The sequence below is a fragment of the Candidatus Saccharimonadales bacterium genome (assembly GCA_035697325.1).
Taxonomy (GTDB): Bacteria; Patescibacteriota; Saccharimonadia; order Saccharimonadales; family Saccharimonadaceae; genus JALRBM01.
This window is the reverse complement of sequence record DASSDB010000006.1, coordinates 1-15,626: the sequence shown is the minus strand read 5'-3', so window position 1 is coordinate 15,626 and position 15,626 is coordinate 1. Positions and strand designations below refer to the sequence as shown.

The following is a 15,626-nucleotide window of genomic DNA, read 5'->3' as shown; positions in this document are numbered from 1 at the left end:
AAAAGAGATGCCGAGATACGAGAAGAACCTACGCCGGGCTGGATTCGCTGCTCGTCTTGCGGCGGGCTGCCAGCACACCCACACCCGCCAGCGCTCCCGCCAGAAGCAGGAAAATGACCAGGGGGAATGCAAAACCGCGTTGGAGCTGCGAGGCCCAGATCAGCGCAATACTCGAGACACCGCCGAGCAGGTACGCCCAACGGCCGTAGGCCTTCGTCTTGTGCGTCTGGACTGCGCGCGTACTCTGGTACGCCCGACGAACACACAGCGCTCCCGCCATAGCCGCCACGATCAGTGCGATCAAGTAGGTCATGGATTTCTCCGATCTCGAAGGATGGTTCCCTACAACCTTACAACAAAGGAATAATCTGTCAATATCCCCCTATTATTAAATCGATCTAAAATTTTGATCAGTTTGGTATTTACACCCTCTATTTATTTGGTATACTGCTTATGTCTACACTTAGTCTTATATTACGGGAACGTGCTAATGGTATCGTTTTAGTGATACTATCCACTATTCGGAATGGGCAGCAATTGCGTAATGCAGTGGATAGTACCCCTGCTAGGTGTAGACACCCTGCGCAATAGCTGTCCTCACGGATTCTGCTTGCATGATTCTACGGGGGTTTGATTGTGCAGGCACGTGTAAATTTACGAAGCACTCGATGATTTTCATCGGTGTTTTTGTTTGATGCCAAAAACCAGAGGAAGGACAAAACACTTATGGCACGACTACCAACACCAGGCCAAGACAACGGAGCGTGGGGCGAATTATTAAATAATTATTTACTTCAAGAGCATACTGCTGACGGTACGCTAAAGATACGGGATGACGGTACACTCGCAGCCTATTACCAAAAGCCAGCAAATGGTATTCCTGTAAGTGATCTCTCTACGGGCGTGCAAACCAGCCTCAACAAGGCTTCCTTCGCCCTCAACGTAAAAGATTTTGGCGCACTTGGCAATGGTGTTCACGACGATACCTCTGCCATTCAAGCAGCCTTAAATAACCTTCCTGCCGCTGGCGGTACTGTTTTTGTACCAGCAGGAACATATGTCATTTCATCACCGATTCAGCTTGGTGAGGGAGCGCGACTCATGGGCGCAGGGGCCGGCACTGTGCTGCGTGTCGCTGCTTCCGCTTCGGGTATAGATGTTATTAAAATCGGGAACGGAGGTGCAACAGTCAGTTTTGCCGGTGTTTCCAACCTTAAAATTTCATCAGATGGTCAAAAAAGCGCAGGCGCAGCTATCGTACTTAACAAAGCTTATCGGATATGGCTGGAGCGGTATCGTACAGGGCGTTCGCTGGGTAGGCGGTAAAGTATTCCATAACGGGCTCGCCGGTTTTCGTCTTGCGGGCGGGCAAGATGTACATATTTCTGATTGTGATATTATCGCCAACTCTCAAACCGTATCAGCAGCGCGTCACGGCGTAGAAGTAGGTGGTGATGTGAGCGAGTTTTCTGTCATGGGGTGTAGGATTGGCGGAGGTTTTCAGCAAGGCGACACCCAAGGCTATGCCATTCATATTGACCCTGGCACATCTGATCATTATCGAATTATCGGTAATGATTGTCACGGAAATAATAACACCCCTAAAATCGACGATAACGGCACAGGGGCAAACAAACTTGTCGTAAATAACCTTACCGCGTGACTTCGTTGACAAAGAAAAAAAGGTTCCTTATAACTAGATAGGCCGTCCGGACTTTCGGGCGGAGTACCGAGCTACCAAGGCTCGGTTTTGACATGTTAGGAAGACTTTCGAACAGGAGAGACTACCGTGTCGTCGATCTGGAAAGGACGAATAAAAAGTGGCCTGTTGTGGGTTGTCATTACGCTGATAGGATTGATCTTTTCAGCGGTGTGCGCCGTATGTACGCGAGATAGCTTACTCACACCGCCATCGCCACCAAGCATCACGGCACCTACTCTTGCGGAGCTTGACGAAGCGATTTTGGGTGCTCAAGTGTACCTCGATGGGCTCTACAAGCCCCTTGATGAAGGGGAAGCGGTTCAAAGTGAATATTACGGTATTCCGCTCAGGGTGTTTTTTCCGCAGGAGAACCGCCGGTCACTCCTGGGGGAAGATTCGAGCTCGACAATCGAGGCCGAGGAGAGTGGCTATGCTGACGAAAGCTACCGGGTTTCGTTTGACGACGGAGCGTTCACTGCCATGGTACACATCGCCTGGCAGCCAGGAGGAGAATTCGACCTTACTCTCACGCCACATGATGTGAAACGGCAAGCGGTGGTGTGGCTAGGGCCAACACGACTCGGCACCTACAAAAACTCCGTTTTGCTTGTTTCTTCTACGGTATTTCACGGGCATGCCGCTTCAAGTCTCGCCTCGCTTCGGTATACCGTACGTCATGCCACCCAGCAGGCATACATGTACTGGACCGCACGAGGCGATGCTAAAAAAGCCGGTGCGCTGCTCCATTTTTTGACTTCCGAAGGGTATGCTCCTGAACGTGACGTCAGGGCGGTGTTGTTTAGGCGTGCTACATCTCAAGAGAGCACACTACCGCTAGACCAGACAGCATACCAAGACTGCGAGCACCTGCCTGACGCGAATCCACTAGCTTACCCGTACCATAGCAAGGCGTGCAAAGCTCTGTGGGCTTACCTCGATGCCGGAGCGCGCGATCCGTTCCTCCAGGCAACATATGCGCTTCAGGTTCTGCAAAAATACCAGGACCCTAGCCATGCGTACGAGCAGTCGCCCTTCAAAGATTTGTGGCTTCAGGCAGACACACCCAAAGCTGCCGCCGAGCTCCTCCGCAGACAATGGGGACGCACCGGAAATGGAATTCCGTCGTGCACTCCTTTTGACTGCATCGACGTTGCTAGCGGAATCAGGACTTTTGTATATGGAGCGCTTGAGGCAGAGCTTGGTTATCGCTACGGCGACCAGACAGCTCTACGCTTTGCCGATGCCGCTGCCCATTTTACCCTGGCCGTTCAGATCACCGATGGTATCGTGAGGATGCCTCAGGGTAACGCGTACCGCCCCGTACAGAACGGCTCATTCCCGGTATACTGGGATACAAATGGAAAGTTTGCGCCGCCTAAAGGGTCATTCCTCAGTGGCGTCACCATGGCTCTCATCGGCGAGGCTTCTATGCCCGCTGAGTACGTTGGCATCGCACCATCAAATAGCGAAACAACGTTTGACGCCTGGGCCTTCCTCGTGCGGTACCGGTGCCTCAAGTATCACACCGGATGTCTTCTTTAACATGAACAGGCAAAGCGCCACCCCGCGCTTTGCCTGTTCTACAAAAATCACCTCATCTCTTTCCAAGGATATACTGGCTCATCCAGGCGTACATCACAATTCCGGCGGCGACACCCACGTTTACCGAGCGCGTACTGCCGAACTGCTCAATTTTTACCATCATTTCAGCTTCTTTGCACATGGCTCGGCTTACGCCCGGGCCTTCACCTCCAAACACCAGCACGGCATGCTCGGGAAGCACCACCTTCGATAGATCCTGCGCGCCTTCGAGATTATCCACGACAACGATACGCCTGCCTCCAATTGCCGTCTTAAACTCCTCGATAGTTCTATGGTGATGTATGGTGAGATATCTATCAGTTACCATGGCACCTCGGCGATTCCAGTGGCGCTTACCAATAACATGAACGGCGGCAGCGTTAAATGCGTTAGCTGTTCGAACAATGGTACCGATATTAAGGTCGTGCTGCCAATTTTCAATAGCAACATGAAGGTCGGTGCGCTTCATATCAAGATCAGCCTTTATAGCTTCAACTGTCCAGTAACGATATTTATCTTCAACATTGCGTGTATCTCCTTTTTCGAGGAGCTCTGGATCGTAACGCGGGTCATCTGGCCATGGTTTTGGGTACGGTTTAGCACCTATGAGTCTGATGTTCATATGTCTCTCATTATAGGCTACACGTCAACAGCTTTATGCTTATGCCTATATTGACATAAATTATAAATAATAATATGTGTTCCGTTGCAATGAGGAGGTTACGTGAAAATCACGCTTGAGTTCGTGGCCAACGATGCACTGGATGAGCGTGTTCCGGTGAAAACCGGAGAATCGTTCATCTACAAGCATGGTCACCTCGCGACTGCGGTTTTCGACTTCGGACAAGACAAGGATCCTGGAAGTATCGTTGCTTCCGACGGCCCGACTCTGCCCGAATGGGCGTCGGCCGCGATGGCCCGTTCCTGCGAGATTCAATTCGAAGGGGTGTCGTGGGCCAGCCCGAGGCTGTCCTGGGACGACGTACAACTGATGGGGTCGATCTCGCCCTCAAGGCTATATCGACAACCAGCCAGGGAACGCCGGCTGGCCGACTGCTCTATATCTAACGTGGTGTATAATTTTACTCATGACGCATCACAAAAAGCCAGCTTTAAAAAGCCTTGACGAACGAATCATCAATTTTTTCAAAAACACCTACCTCCCTCTCGCCCGCGTTGCGCTCTTTATTGTCTTTTTTTGGTTCGGGTTTATTAAGTTAACTGGCCTCAGCCCCGCCGGACCGCTTGCCGAGGCATTAACCGTGCGTACTGTAGGGCCAGAACTTTTCGGCCCGCTTTTCACTACTCTCGCCTTTATCGAGTGTTTGATCGGAATCCTATTTTTAATCCCAAAGGCAGTACGAGTCGTCATTCCGTTACTGCTTCTTCATATAATTATCGTCTGCGGCCCCTTGGTACTGGTGCCCGAGCTAACTTGGCAAGCCCCCTTCATTCCAACACTAGAAGGCCAATACATCATCAAGAATGTCGCTATAGTGGCGCTCGCCTTTGGCGTCGCGGCAAATACCAGCCCTCTTGCCATTCATAAAGGAGAAAAATAATTATGCAGCTTAATCTAAATCAACTGGATACATCCGTGCGTCCTCAAGATGATTTTTTTCACTACGTTAACAATGCCTGGCTCAAAGAAAATCCTATTCCCGCAAGTGAAGTGCGATGGGGTATCTTTGATGTCCTTCGCGATGAAGCCGAAAAGGCAATGCGGCACCTGTTTACCTCTCTCGAAAACACGCCAGACATTGCTAAAAATAGTATCGAACAACAAGCACGAGACTTTTACATTGCCGGCATGCAGTATGATACCAATGGCGCAAAGAACCTCTCCGTCTTAAAGCAGCTCCTCGCCTCCGTGAATGACATCGCATCACCCCGAGATCTCTCTCATTTTTTTGGCACCATGCATGCAATTGACATCAACGTTCCATGGTATATGTGGATTGATTCCGATCACGACGATAGCTCAAGGCACATCTTTCACCTTCATCAGCCCAGCCTTACACTCCCCGACCGCGACTATTACCTTGATGATGCCGAACCCATGAAGAAAATTCGTGACGCATACAAGATATTCTTAAAACAAGTTCATCAAGAATTCCCCGATCTCGCCGCCTCTAGTGACGACCTATGGGAAACAATTATTACATTTGAAACCAATATTGCACAGAAAAATCGCACCTCGAGTGCACTTCGTGATGTAGAAGGTAACTTTAATCGTGTTGGTTACACTGATCTTCAAGCAAATTACCCTTACATAGATTGGGCCGCTTATGCCAACGGCCTCGGCTGGCTTCCTCAAGAGGATTTAAGCATCGATCAGCCCGAGGTCCTCGCCTTCATAAACTCTCTCATTGATACCGTACCCTTGGATACCTGGAAAACCTACCTTAAATGGCGCCTTATTACCGCATGTATGAGCAAAGTTAACGAAAAGTACGCAAAGCTCCATTTTTCGTTCTTTGGAAAAGTGCTTTCTGGAGCGACCGAAATGAAACCGCTATGGAAACGTGTGGTGCGTGCCGCCGATGCCTGTATTGGCCAGGCGACGGGTCAATTATATGCAGAGCGCTATTTTCCTGAATCATCCAAACAGACTGTCCTTGAACTTGTAGAAGAGGTGCGCGATGCGTACAGCGAGCGGATCGACGCGCTGGATTGGATGAGTGACTCAACTAAGAAGTACGCCAAAAAGAAACTCGAAAATATGAAGGTACTTATCGGCTACCCAGACAAGTGGCGCGACTTCTCAGAACTTACCGTAACGCCCGATTCGTATTTGCAAAATATTATTGAAGCCAGCAAGTTTGAGACTCAATACTGGCTGAAAAAACTTCACCAGCCAACTTCGCGCGAAGATTGGTTTATGAACCCACAAACGGTCAATGCCTACAATGACCCCACCCGACTTGTTATTTGCTTCCCCGCTGCGATCCTTCAAGCACCATTTTTCGATCCGCTCGCCCCTATTGCGACAAATATGGCGGGTATCGGAAGTGTCATTGGCCATGAGCTTACTCACGGGTTCGATGACCAAGGCTACCAATTCGATGCTAATGGCAACGTAAAAGCATGGCAAACCGAGGAGGAGCGCGACGCTTTTGCCAAGCGAGCACAAGTTATTATTGATCAGGCAAACAACTTCCAGGTTCTTCCTGATCTTAACTTAAAAGGTGAACTCGTAATTGGAGAAAGCATTGCGGATCTTGGCGGTATAGAAATCGCCCTTCATGCACTTAAAAAGAGCCTTGGTACCGATATTTCATCAAAGCCCGAGGGCTTCTCGTATTCGCACTTGGAGCTCTTTTTCTTTAATTGCGCCTTTATTGAATGTTCGAATATTCGTGATGAAAAATTGCGTGAATATACGCTTACCGATTGGCATCCTGCTTCAATTTTTCGCGTCAATGGCATGCTACAACACGTCGATGACTTCGTTGAGGTATTCAGAGTGACGGAGCATGATGCCCTCTACAGATCGCCCGACATGCGGGCACGTATTTGGTAAGTTGCATATCATTCTTCTATTCGTAATATACTAGAAGGTGTTACGTTTCCTCGCTCTAAGGAGCTGCCATGCGCGTAAGGGATAAAGAAGCTCGTAAAGCTTGGCGTCGGCAAGCTGAGGGTGCAGAAAGTGGCCCTCCCGGGTACGAGCGCGAACTGATGCTGGCGTACTTGAATGCTGCCGAAAAGTGGGCCGAGGTAATCGAGGAGAGCTGGGACTGGAATGCGGATGACACCTCTTTCGCGGAGGCCGCACAAACAACCTACAACTCACTCATGAGCAGCATCCCTAGTACCGAGTTTGGCGGAAAGGTCTGCAATCTTTTTGTCAACTATTTGGCCGAAACGTGGGAGTTCGGCGATCGCCTCAGAAGCTGGTACAGGAAAAGCACTCGAGAGTAACACCATCGGTTTACAGTTAAGGATCGTGCCTATAAATCCTTAACTGTAAACCAACTACACCGATTTACCAATGAAAAAACCAGATACACTCATCTGGTTTTTTCATTGGTACGCGAGAGAGGACTTGAACCTCCACATCCCAAAGGACACTAGCACCTGAAGCTAGCGCGTCTACCATTCCGCCACTCGCGCGTGTACTTCTGTTATGATACAGAGTTTTAAAGAGACGCGCAAGGGGAGCTCTTAGGCATACAGCGAGTAGTTCGCAAAGCGAGCCGTATCGTAATCCTTGCGGAGCATCGCTACAAGCTGACGTACTTCAACTTCTTGCTTGACGCCTGGATTTAAAATACCGTATGGGTCGAACGCTGCTTTGATATCCGCATAGAGTTCCTTTACGTCGTCATCGAGCTGCGCATAGGCAAAGCGAGCTTTCAATCTTCCTTCGCCGCCTTCAGCAACAAAGCATCCGTTATGGTACGCAACGAGCGCCGCGTATTCATCGACAAGCTTCAGAATCTTCTGCCTATCACTCACCTTATGCATATAAAGAATCGGGCGCGTATAAATAATACCCGTTAGCATATCAACATGGAGCGGAAGCTCGACATGGTATTTGAGCGCTAGCGCTTCTAATGCTTTCGAAAACTCTTCTAAACGTTCGCCGGGAACATACGCACCGTCGAGCAGTGGTGGAGCTGAAGCTCCTGTTTTATTCGGCATAACAAGTGCATTTGTCACTTCCCGTGCGGCAAGTAACGTAGCTCCATCTTCGCCCTCAGCAACAATCACGTTCGCTTCGGTACGGCCGAGCATTTTCTCTGCTTTTTTAAGCTTCTTCCGGCGATTATGATCACTAAAATCATTGAAACCAATTATCACAACACCACCCATTGCACCCTCTGAAAGAAAACCGTATCGCTTTCCTGCCGATGCCGCAATATCAAACAAGTCACCATCAAAATACTCAAGAAGGGCTGGTTCAAGCTGGCGTAACTCATCGATACTATCGCGCGCGGCTTCTTTGGTAGGAAAGGCTGCCACAAGGACTCCAAGATGCATACTCGTGAAATCGGCCCGAATGATCATCTCCGAGATAATACCCAATGTTCCCTGAGAGCCAACGAGAAGCGGTGCGAGGTCAAACGATCCATCGCGCTGCTTTACTTTGGCGATCGCACTGTACCCCGAGGCATCGTACCCATCTGTCCCTATCTTCTCTTCAATAAGTTGCTTGTTATCTTCAATAAGGTTATCGACAGTTCGGTATATCTCCCCCTCGAATGTCTGGAGACCCTTCCGGCGGGCAAGTTCGCGCTTTGAGATACGCTCCGTTTGGAGTACGTCTCCGTTCGCAAGTACCACTTCAAGCTGATAAGCCCATGTGTGCATGTCGCCATATTGGCCCGAGAGGAGCCCCGATGCGTTACTTGCTATAATCCCCCCAATTGAAGAATAGAGCGCAGAAGGCGGAAGAGCAGGAATTGCCAGTCCATGAAGGGCGAGCGCATCATTAAGTGACTTGGCATTAAGGCCCGGCTGGATGCGAATAAGTTTTTGCTTGGGATCAAATTCGAGAAGTTTATTCATGTGAGCTGTCGTCACAAGTACGGCACCCTTTCCAATTGCACCGCCGGTCTCATCGGTGCCATATCCACGTGCCGTGAGCGGCAACACGTGCCCTTTTTCTGCTAGCTGCCAGGAAAATCGAGCTACTTTTCGAATATCGTTCGTCACGCGCGGATATATAACCATCTCCGGCTTTAGTTCCAAGATGCTCGCGTCGTGACTCATGGCGTTAAGGATCGCGGGATGCACTGAAATCTCACCCGTGATATGCTCTTGCAAATATTCAGCAACCTTACTCATTACTATTCCCTCATCTACCCCTTACATGCATTGCTTTCATGATACCACAAGCGCTTTAAATTAACAGCTTTTCATCAAGAAATAATCTGTTATAATGAGAAATACCAATTTTTATGCGCGAGTGGTGGAATTGGTAGACACGCATGCCTTAGGAGCATGTGCCTTCGGGCGTGAAGGTTCAAGTCCTTTCTCGCGCACCAAGGTCTGATTCAATTTATTCCAGATAGAAAGGTTCCATATTTTATGGAGCTTTTTTATAATAATCTCCTATCTGTTGGGACATGTTCCATGGCTCTCTCGCTTATATCTGTCTTTGCAGGATTAAATACCCCATGTTACTCTTGGTAAGGCTCATTCTTGAGAGGAGAAGCAATGTTGTCCTCATATGATCTGGCGATCTTAGAGGGTATTTGTGAAACCAGCCGAGCGCTTAGGCCCCGCGATTGGCATGCGGTGACAATCTATGATGACGGCGAGCTAATGACTTCGTTGACCGAAGACTACAACTACGTGAAAATTACTTTACGCGGCCCTAGAAAACGTCAATTTGACGATTGGCTTGCAGCTTGCGCAGACCGTTGCGAGCCAGCAGACCAGCCACGCAGCAAGCGCCGATTGCCACATCTCGATGATCAAATCATTCTTCCAGCCCTCAGTGATAAAGCTATAGGTCAAGAACACCTTTGACATGGTTACATGGCCACCCCGGTGCTCGCGTCTTCGGACGCCGGCACCGGGCCTATCCCGAGATTTAGCTAAACTGAAGCATCGGGATAGGCGAAAGGGATGGCAATCCGTTTTTAAGCTGCGAAGCTACCAGCTAGACATTTACTATGGAATATTCGGGAGATCATTCGAGCTCCTTTTTATCGGCATTAGCCAGCAGCTCACGAATATCCTCATCTACATCATCCGGAAAAGTTATCTTAACGTCTGCTATGGTGCACTATGATTTTATATGAGCAAACAGCGTTCCGACTTGGGACGCTTTTTGCTCACCTGGCTTTGTATACGCATTGTCCGAGCACTCCCCTCTCTACACACAACTCGCACCCCATTGAATGACCTTTAATTTATATTTATAATAATTATTGATCACTCACCGAGAGGAGCGGCAATGTCAGAGCCCATCTATGAGGGTGTTTCGTGGGATGAGCTTCACGCTTCGTTCCGCTACGACAAAGTGTGGGTTGAGCTCACTCCCACAGATGGAAGTAAGTCTGTCCTGATCAACGTAACAAACATGGGTCGTTTCCGTAGTGGCTCCACATTCTTCGTGGAGGCGCGGACTCAAGACGGCGGAGCAATCAAGCTCAGGGGGCGCTGCCCCCTCCGTACAGCCCAGCCGGCTACATTCGAGCTCGGATAGTAAAGGCCGTAGGGATGTGGAGTACTTCCATATCCCTACGGCTCGCATAATTGAGAAATAATATTTTTTCGTTCTCGCCCATCGCATTTCGCAGATGGGCGAGAACCATTTGTGATTACGAACCACAAGCACCGAGATGCTTCACGGCACGTACAGCATTAACTGCTTGCACCAGCCGCTCACGTGTGAGCTGCCCTTGGTTGACCGCCTCAACTGTCGCCGCTGTCACAGAACCATACTCGCTCACCGATACACCCGAGGTGCCGTAGAGAAGCATATCCGCTCCTGCCTTGAGCGCGGCCACCACTGCTTTTTGCGGAGAATAGCCGCTATCCAGGAGTGCCTTAGCCGACAGACTGTCGGTTATAATCATTCCCTTGAAGCCCAGCTGTTGCCGCAAATACTTCATGACTTCCGGCGAAATACTGGCGGGAAGATCTGTCAGACCCGGCACACTAGCATTTGCGGTCATTACTGCGGGCATACCGGCATCGATCGCAGCTTTGAACGGACGTACGCCCGCTTTTTGGAGCTGCTCCCATGGAAGCGTATGAGCTGGTCGGTCATCGGTGTTGCCAACCGTTCCACCCAATCCTGGGAAATGTTTCACCACTGGAGTCACGCCGGCATCTTGCAATCCGCGAGCAAACGCCAGGCCGGCCCGGGTCGTCTTAACGGGATCAATACCAAACGACCTATTGCCATCAGCATTCATACTGTTAGGTGCCGTAGCCTGAGCATCCAGATCAAGCACGGGAGCCAGATCCATAGTGACCCCTAGTTCCTTCATCTGGCCTCCTAGCACTCTTGACGTGCCTTGGATCTTTTCCGTCGACCAATGATCAGCCATCCAGCGCGCCGAGTTCAGTTTGCTCACCAAACCTGACAGACGCTGTACAGCGCCACCTTCTTGATCGGCCATCACCAAAGGCATGTCGCCCTTCGGTGCATGCTTCACAAGGTCGGCAATCTTCACACGGATATTCGACGGCGTTTTCCCAAACAAAAGGATACCGCCAGCCCCTGCCGCAACCGCCGACTCCCCGGCTGCAAGATCAGATTGATCGACAGGAACGACCACAACTTGTGCCGCAAGACGATCCAAGGTCCAGTCGCAGGGGGTGCTGGTGGTATCGTTACCGAGATTCTTGAGCATGCTACAACTGGCCGTACCAAACACCAACACGCTCACCATCAGCAAAACCAACGAAAAACGCACTGTGCGGCTCATTCTCTACCTTTCAGGATAGGTATTGCTTGCGTGCCCGAATATTATGACATGCATAGCAGAAACCGGCAATAACAGTATCCTTAGTGTGTTTGATATACTTTAGCTATGAACGTACGAATTATCAGCGGCTTATACGGTGGCCGAAAATTAGATGCGCCGGACAATAATCGGACTCATCCCATGAGCGAAAGAGTGCGTAATGCACTATTCAATAGCCTCGGCGATCAAATTACTGACGCAGAAGTATTGGATGCATTCGCCGGCACGGGCGCGCTTGGCCTTGAAGCGTTAAGCCGAGGCGCTAAGTATGCCACGTTCATTGAAAAGGATCGACTTGCACAAAAGATTTTAAATAAAAACATTGCTACTCTCGGAGTAGAAAACACAACAAAAACTATCGCAACCACCGTTCTTAATTGGACTAAGGGATATAACGGTGATGGATTTGATATAATATTTGCCGATCCGCCCTACCACGATCCTCAGTTTTCCACAGTCTCGGAGCTTTTTGGTCTATTAAAACCTGGCGGGACTATGATATTATCACACCCGGGTAGGGGTGAGGAACCAACCAAAAACGGAGTTGTTGTGGTGGACAATCGTAGTTATGGGAATGCTTTTCTCACCTTCTACCGCCGAGAGAACGTCTAAATTAGGCGTTTATTTTTATGGCTGAATTAGAAATTATAGAAAACAAATTTACTCTTCCTCTTGAGTGTGCAAGGCCTTCGTTTGATGTGCGAAAAGGCTGGAACGAAACGATTGCACGCAAGCTCGGTGAAGTAACGCGCATGCGCGAACATCCACGATTATCGCGCGCAGAAGCTGCGGCAAAGTGGCAGGAGTGGCATAACGAGACGCCAAGAAGTGTCTATACATTAGGACGACGAGCGTCCTTACTTGCACTGGCAAGTTTCAGCGAATCCGTTCTTGCCACAGATCAAGCAGTTGCTTCCCACAAGCTTGATTTCATTCAATATGCCGACCCCGGCAGAGATTATTTGACCGCATTCCTCCTAGCAGCACACCAGGATCTTCGTAGTTTCAGTGGCGCAACATGGGTAGAGCTTGACCCCGACGGCGACACTTCGACCCATCTCTATAGTTCTGTAGGCTATACTCGAATTTCAGAACCGCAAGAGCAGCCCATCCTTGTTCGACAGATGGATACCGACTAATTTTTTAACATAAAAAATACTTCTAAAATAACGCATTGCCGGCACAAGACTTCTATCCTGGCCGGCCATCGGCGTTGAGATCCATCTCTATCTCTAAGAAAGCTCTCCAGAAAGCACTACAGCCTTATACCATCCCAATGTCACAGCCTGAATAATTTCGGGTAGTAACTTATCACGGGTTTCGCGCGCTAGATGCCGCGTCCAACCCAATTTGCTAAATTCTTCGTACATCTCCATGGTGGCAACGCGCTGAAGTGTCTCTAAAAAAATGCCGTCGTACTTTTCTGTCTTGGCGCGCTTGTACATTTCGGCTGAAGGTGCGGCATCGTCAAAACGAATCGGCGCTATCGTAGTCGCTACACCCCATTCGAACATAAAATGGTTCGTAAATACCCCACGTGCACCCCAGTACTCCCAGTTTTTTGAGAGTGTATCACGGCGACTGCTTCCGCGAATAACATTTTTATCGAGGATGGTCAGGCGCTCTTCTTTAGGCTTACCCCATAGTTCCTCGATCTTTTCATCAAGCGGATAGTGATGGGCAGGAGTGAGGCCGTCAACGATAGCATGCGCCATCCAAGCTGCCTCAAAAGCCGCCCTTTGTTCGTCTTTCGATTTCAGGGCCACCGCCATGTTATAGATATGATCATTAATCATTTCAACGATCGCAACATCTGTGGGGTCTTTGGGATCGATGTAATGCCATGGCTCATCTTTGGCGGGGCTTTTGCGCTTTATGCCGTCTGGTCCGTTGGTTCCTTCGAAATGGAGGATGTCGTGAAGAGATGGGAAAAACTGCCGTTTCGGAAGGCGATCTTTTAAATGACGGTAAACAATGCGGTCAATCTTTTGATGGACACCGATAACACGGCCGGATTTGGTACGAAAAGTTGTTCCAGAATACATATTGTTAGTTTAGAGTTGTTAGCCGTTGATAGTGCTCGACCGCTCGGGCTAATTGTTTATATTGTAACAGATCTTGCTGTGAGGCAACGAATTGCTTGGCCGTGGCTTGCGCCCGAGCAATAAGTTTCGTATCGGATAGTGTTGCGATCTGAAGATTAAGCGCCCCATGTTGAGCCCGACCATATATTTCGCCCGGACCGCGGAGCTTCATGTCTACCTCGGCCAAGTAGAAGCCATCGTTGGACTTTTCGATCTCCTTCAGGCGCTGGCTCGGCTTGCTACTGTCACTCATAACAAGATAGCAGTAGCTCTGATACTCGGACCGGCCTACCCGACCTCGAAGTTGGTGAAGCTGACTTAAGCCAAAGCGGTCTGCGTTTTCAATCATCATAACGGTCGCATTCGGCACGTCTACCCCTACCTCGACTACCGTGGTACTCACAAGAATATCCAGCTTGCCAGACGCAAAGTCGGACATTACAGTATCTTTCTCTTCCGCTTTCATCTTACCGTGTAGTAAGCCGATCTTCCGATGAGTAAATACGCCTTTATGGAGCCGCCTATACTCTGCCTCAACACTTTTCGCGTCATTATCCGGGTTATCATCAATCAGGCTGCAAATGACATAGCCTTGCCGACCCTTGGTGAGCTCCGCATCCATGTGCTCGTAGAGTTGATCGCGGGAATTAGGAGACCAGATTTTAGTTTTGATCGGCTTACGACCTTTTGGCAGCTCATTAAGAATACTCACATCAAGTTCACCATACACGGTAAGAGCCAAGCTACGCGGAATTGGCGTGGCTGTCATGGCCAAGAGATGCGGAAGATGTTTCGATTTTTTTAACAGCTCTTGCCGCTGCGCGACGCCAAATCGGTGTTGTTCGTCTATCGCCACGAATCCCAACTTATGAAATTGAACCGCCTCCTGAATAAGTGCATGGGTCCCCACAACCACATCAACCTCACCAGTTTTAATTTGCTCATACAGAGTTTTGCGCGCGACACCCTTTACACTTCCCGTAAGCAGTCCCACTTTTACTCCGTGGAAGCCAAGTAATGCATCGAGCGTATTGGCATGCTGAGAGGCAAGGATTTCCGTTGGCGCCATAAGGGCAGATTGGAAACCGGCATGCGCAGCTTGCCTAGCCGCTAGCCCTGCAACAACTGTCTTACCAGAGCCCACGTCGCCTTGAAGTAGTCGATTCATTGGCGTCTTAAGCTCAAAATCTTGGATAATCTCCCATGCCGCTCTTCGCTGGGCATCCGTCAGCGCAAAGGGCAATTGTTTTACAAAATCGCCAACCACTTTCTGATCAAATGGAATATGCCAGCCGACCAGCTTGGCATTTTCTTGCTTATTGAGCTGACTCGCCAGTAGCAGCTGAAACAACTCTTCAAAGGCAAGGCGTTCTTTCGCTCGCCTAATATCCTCCGCCGTCTTAGGAAAATGAATAGCTAAGTAGGCATCGGCTCGTGTAAGCAATATCTCTTTTTTTACTATATCGGCGGGAAGGGACTCTGGCAGCATCGTTATGAGCGGTCGTAATTCTGCCATAATTTTACGCACCAGCGGCGTCTTTAATCCTTTAATCGAACGATAAATGGGCAGGAGCCGATCTGTCTGGACTGGCATGTCACTAACTTTTTCTGCACTAGGGTTAGTGAGCTGATATCGATTGTAGTTGAACTCAAATTCGCCCGAAAAAAAGAACTCGTCGCCACCTTTAAGCTGCGTTTCACGATACGGCTGATTAAACCAGGTGGCCTGAAGCTTACCCGTTTCGTCAACAAGTGTTGCCGTAGTAATCCGAAGCCCACGGCGTACTGGGCGCGTCGCTACTTTTTCACATCGAGCTTTTATTGTTG

17 protein-coding genes and 2 tRNA genes are annotated in these 15,626 nt (G+C 49.4%); 13 read left to right on the top strand and 6 right to left on the bottom strand.

Features of this window, described 5'->3' with window-relative positions; all coding sequences use genetic code 11:
* The 4 genes from VFH06_05825 to VFH06_05810 form a co-directional block, all read left to right on the top strand.
* Positions 1 to 367: hypothetical protein (locus tag VFH06_05825; protein HET6747596.1), on the top strand; the 367-nt coding region annotated here is incomplete at its 5' end.
* A gap of 359 nt (positions 368 to 726) precedes the next feature.
* Positions 727 to 1,326 (top strand): glycoside hydrolase family 55 protein, encoded by a 600-nt coding sequence (locus VFH06_05820; GenBank protein ID HET6747595.1) that lies wholly within the window; start codon positions 727 to 729, stop codon positions 1,324 to 1,326.
* A complete protein-coding gene (locus VFH06_05815; GenBank protein ID HET6747594.1) occupies positions 1,229 to 1,663 on the top strand; it encodes a hypothetical protein in 435 nt (144 codons plus the stop codon). The genes VFH06_05820 and VFH06_05815 overlap by 98 nt, the downstream gene beginning before the upstream one ends.
* 126 nt (positions 1,664 to 1,789) lie before the next feature.
* Positions 1,790 to 3,244 carry a hypothetical protein gene (locus VFH06_05810; GenBank protein ID HET6747593.1) on the top strand — a complete coding sequence of 485 codons (1,455 nt, stop codon included), beginning with the start codon at positions 1,790 to 1,792 and terminating at the stop codon, positions 3,242 to 3,244.
* 52 nt (positions 3,245 to 3,296) lie between these two features.
* On the opposite strand, the gene VFH06_05805 is transcribed toward VFH06_05810, so the two are convergent.
* The gene (locus tag VFH06_05805) at positions 3,297 to 3,905 is read right to left on the bottom strand and encodes a TrmH family RNA methyltransferase (GenBank protein ID HET6747592.1); all 609 of its coding nucleotides are present in this window, start codon (positions 3,903 to 3,905) and stop codon (positions 3,297 to 3,299) included.
* 102 nt (positions 3,906 to 4,007) lie between these two features.
* Here VFH06_05805 and VFH06_05800 point away from each other — a divergent pair, with 102 nt between their 5' ends.
* From VFH06_05800 to VFH06_05785, 4 genes are all read left to right on the top strand, one after another.
* Entirely contained in the window at positions 4,008 to 4,409 is a 402-nt protein-coding gene (locus VFH06_05800) for a hypothetical protein (GenBank protein HET6747591.1), read from the top strand.
* Positions 4,372 to 4,845, top strand: coding sequence for a hypothetical protein (locus VFH06_05795; protein HET6747590.1), 474 nt, complete (start codon positions 4,372 to 4,374; stop codon positions 4,843 to 4,845). Before VFH06_05800 ends, VFH06_05795 begins: the two co-directional genes overlap by 38 nt.
* Positions 4,846 to 4,847: 2 nt before the next feature.
* Positions 4,848 to 6,806, top strand: coding sequence for a M13 family metallopeptidase (locus tag VFH06_05790; protein HET6747589.1), 1,959 nt, complete (start codon positions 4,848 to 4,850; stop codon positions 6,804 to 6,806).
* 68 nt (positions 6,807 to 6,874) lie between these two features.
* Positions 6,875 to 7,207 (top strand): hypothetical protein, encoded by a 333-nt coding sequence (locus VFH06_05785; GenBank protein HET6747588.1) that lies wholly within the window; start codon positions 6,875 to 6,877, stop codon positions 7,205 to 7,207.
* Between the two features lie 106 nt (positions 7,208 to 7,313).
* Here VFH06_05785 and VFH06_05780 read toward each other — a convergent pair.
* Positions 7,314 to 7,399 (bottom strand) — tRNA-Leu (locus VFH06_05780).
* Between the two features lie 51 nt (positions 7,400 to 7,450).
* Positions 7,451 to 9,076, bottom strand: a complete 1,626-nt coding sequence (locus VFH06_05775; GenBank protein ID HET6747587.1) for an FAD-binding oxidoreductase — start codon at positions 9,074 to 9,076, stop codon at positions 7,451 to 7,453.
* A 115-nt stretch (positions 9,077 to 9,191) separates the two neighbouring features.
* On the opposite strand from VFH06_05775, the gene VFH06_05770 reads away from it, so the two are divergent.
* The 3 genes from VFH06_05770 to VFH06_05760 all read left to right on the top strand — a co-directional run bounded on the left by VFH06_05770 (position 9,192) and on the right by VFH06_05760 (position 10,445).
* Positions 9,192 to 9,276, top strand: a tRNA-Leu gene (locus tag VFH06_05770).
* 172 nt (positions 9,277 to 9,448) lie between these two features.
* The gene (locus VFH06_05765) at positions 9,449 to 9,763 is read left to right on the top strand and encodes a hypothetical protein (GenBank protein HET6747586.1); all 315 of its coding nucleotides are present in this window, start codon (positions 9,449 to 9,451) and stop codon (positions 9,761 to 9,763) included.
* Between the two features lie 430 nt (positions 9,764 to 10,193).
* Positions 10,194 to 10,445 carry a hypothetical protein gene (locus VFH06_05760; protein HET6747585.1) on the top strand — a complete coding sequence of 84 codons (252 nt, stop codon included), beginning with the start codon at positions 10,194 to 10,196 and terminating at the stop codon, positions 10,443 to 10,445.
* Between the two features lie 115 nt (positions 10,446 to 10,560).
* On the opposite strand, the gene VFH06_05755 is transcribed toward VFH06_05760, so the two are convergent.
* Positions 10,561 to 11,676, bottom strand: a complete 1,116-nt coding sequence (locus VFH06_05755; GenBank protein ID HET6747584.1) for a glycoside hydrolase family 3 N-terminal domain-containing protein — start codon at positions 11,674 to 11,676, stop codon at positions 10,561 to 10,563.
* A gap of 105 nt (positions 11,677 to 11,781) precedes the next feature.
* On the opposite strand from VFH06_05755, the gene rsmD reads away from it, so the two are divergent.
* A complete protein-coding gene (gene rsmD / locus VFH06_05750; GenBank protein ID HET6747583.1) occupies positions 11,782 to 12,327 on the top strand; it encodes a 16S rRNA (guanine(966)-N(2))-methyltransferase RsmD in 546 nt (181 codons plus the stop codon).
* 17 nt (positions 12,328 to 12,344) lie between these two features.
* Complete coding sequence (locus VFH06_05745) at positions 12,345 to 12,854, top strand: hypothetical protein (GenBank protein HET6747582.1); 510 nt, start codon at positions 12,345 to 12,347, stop codon at positions 12,852 to 12,854.
* A gap of 93 nt (positions 12,855 to 12,947) precedes the next feature.
* On the opposite strand, the gene VFH06_05740 is transcribed toward VFH06_05745, so the two are convergent.
* Together VFH06_05740 and recG are read right to left on the bottom strand one after the other, a co-directional pair.
* Complete coding sequence (locus VFH06_05740) at positions 12,948 to 13,760, bottom strand: hypothetical protein (GenBank protein ID HET6747581.1); 813 nt, start codon at positions 13,758 to 13,760, stop codon at positions 12,948 to 12,950.
* 4 nt (positions 13,761 to 13,764) lie between these two features.
* Positions 13,765 to 15,626 (bottom strand): ATP-dependent DNA helicase RecG (gene recG / locus VFH06_05735; GenBank protein ID HET6747580.1); only part of this gene is annotated, 1,862 nt, incomplete at its 5' end.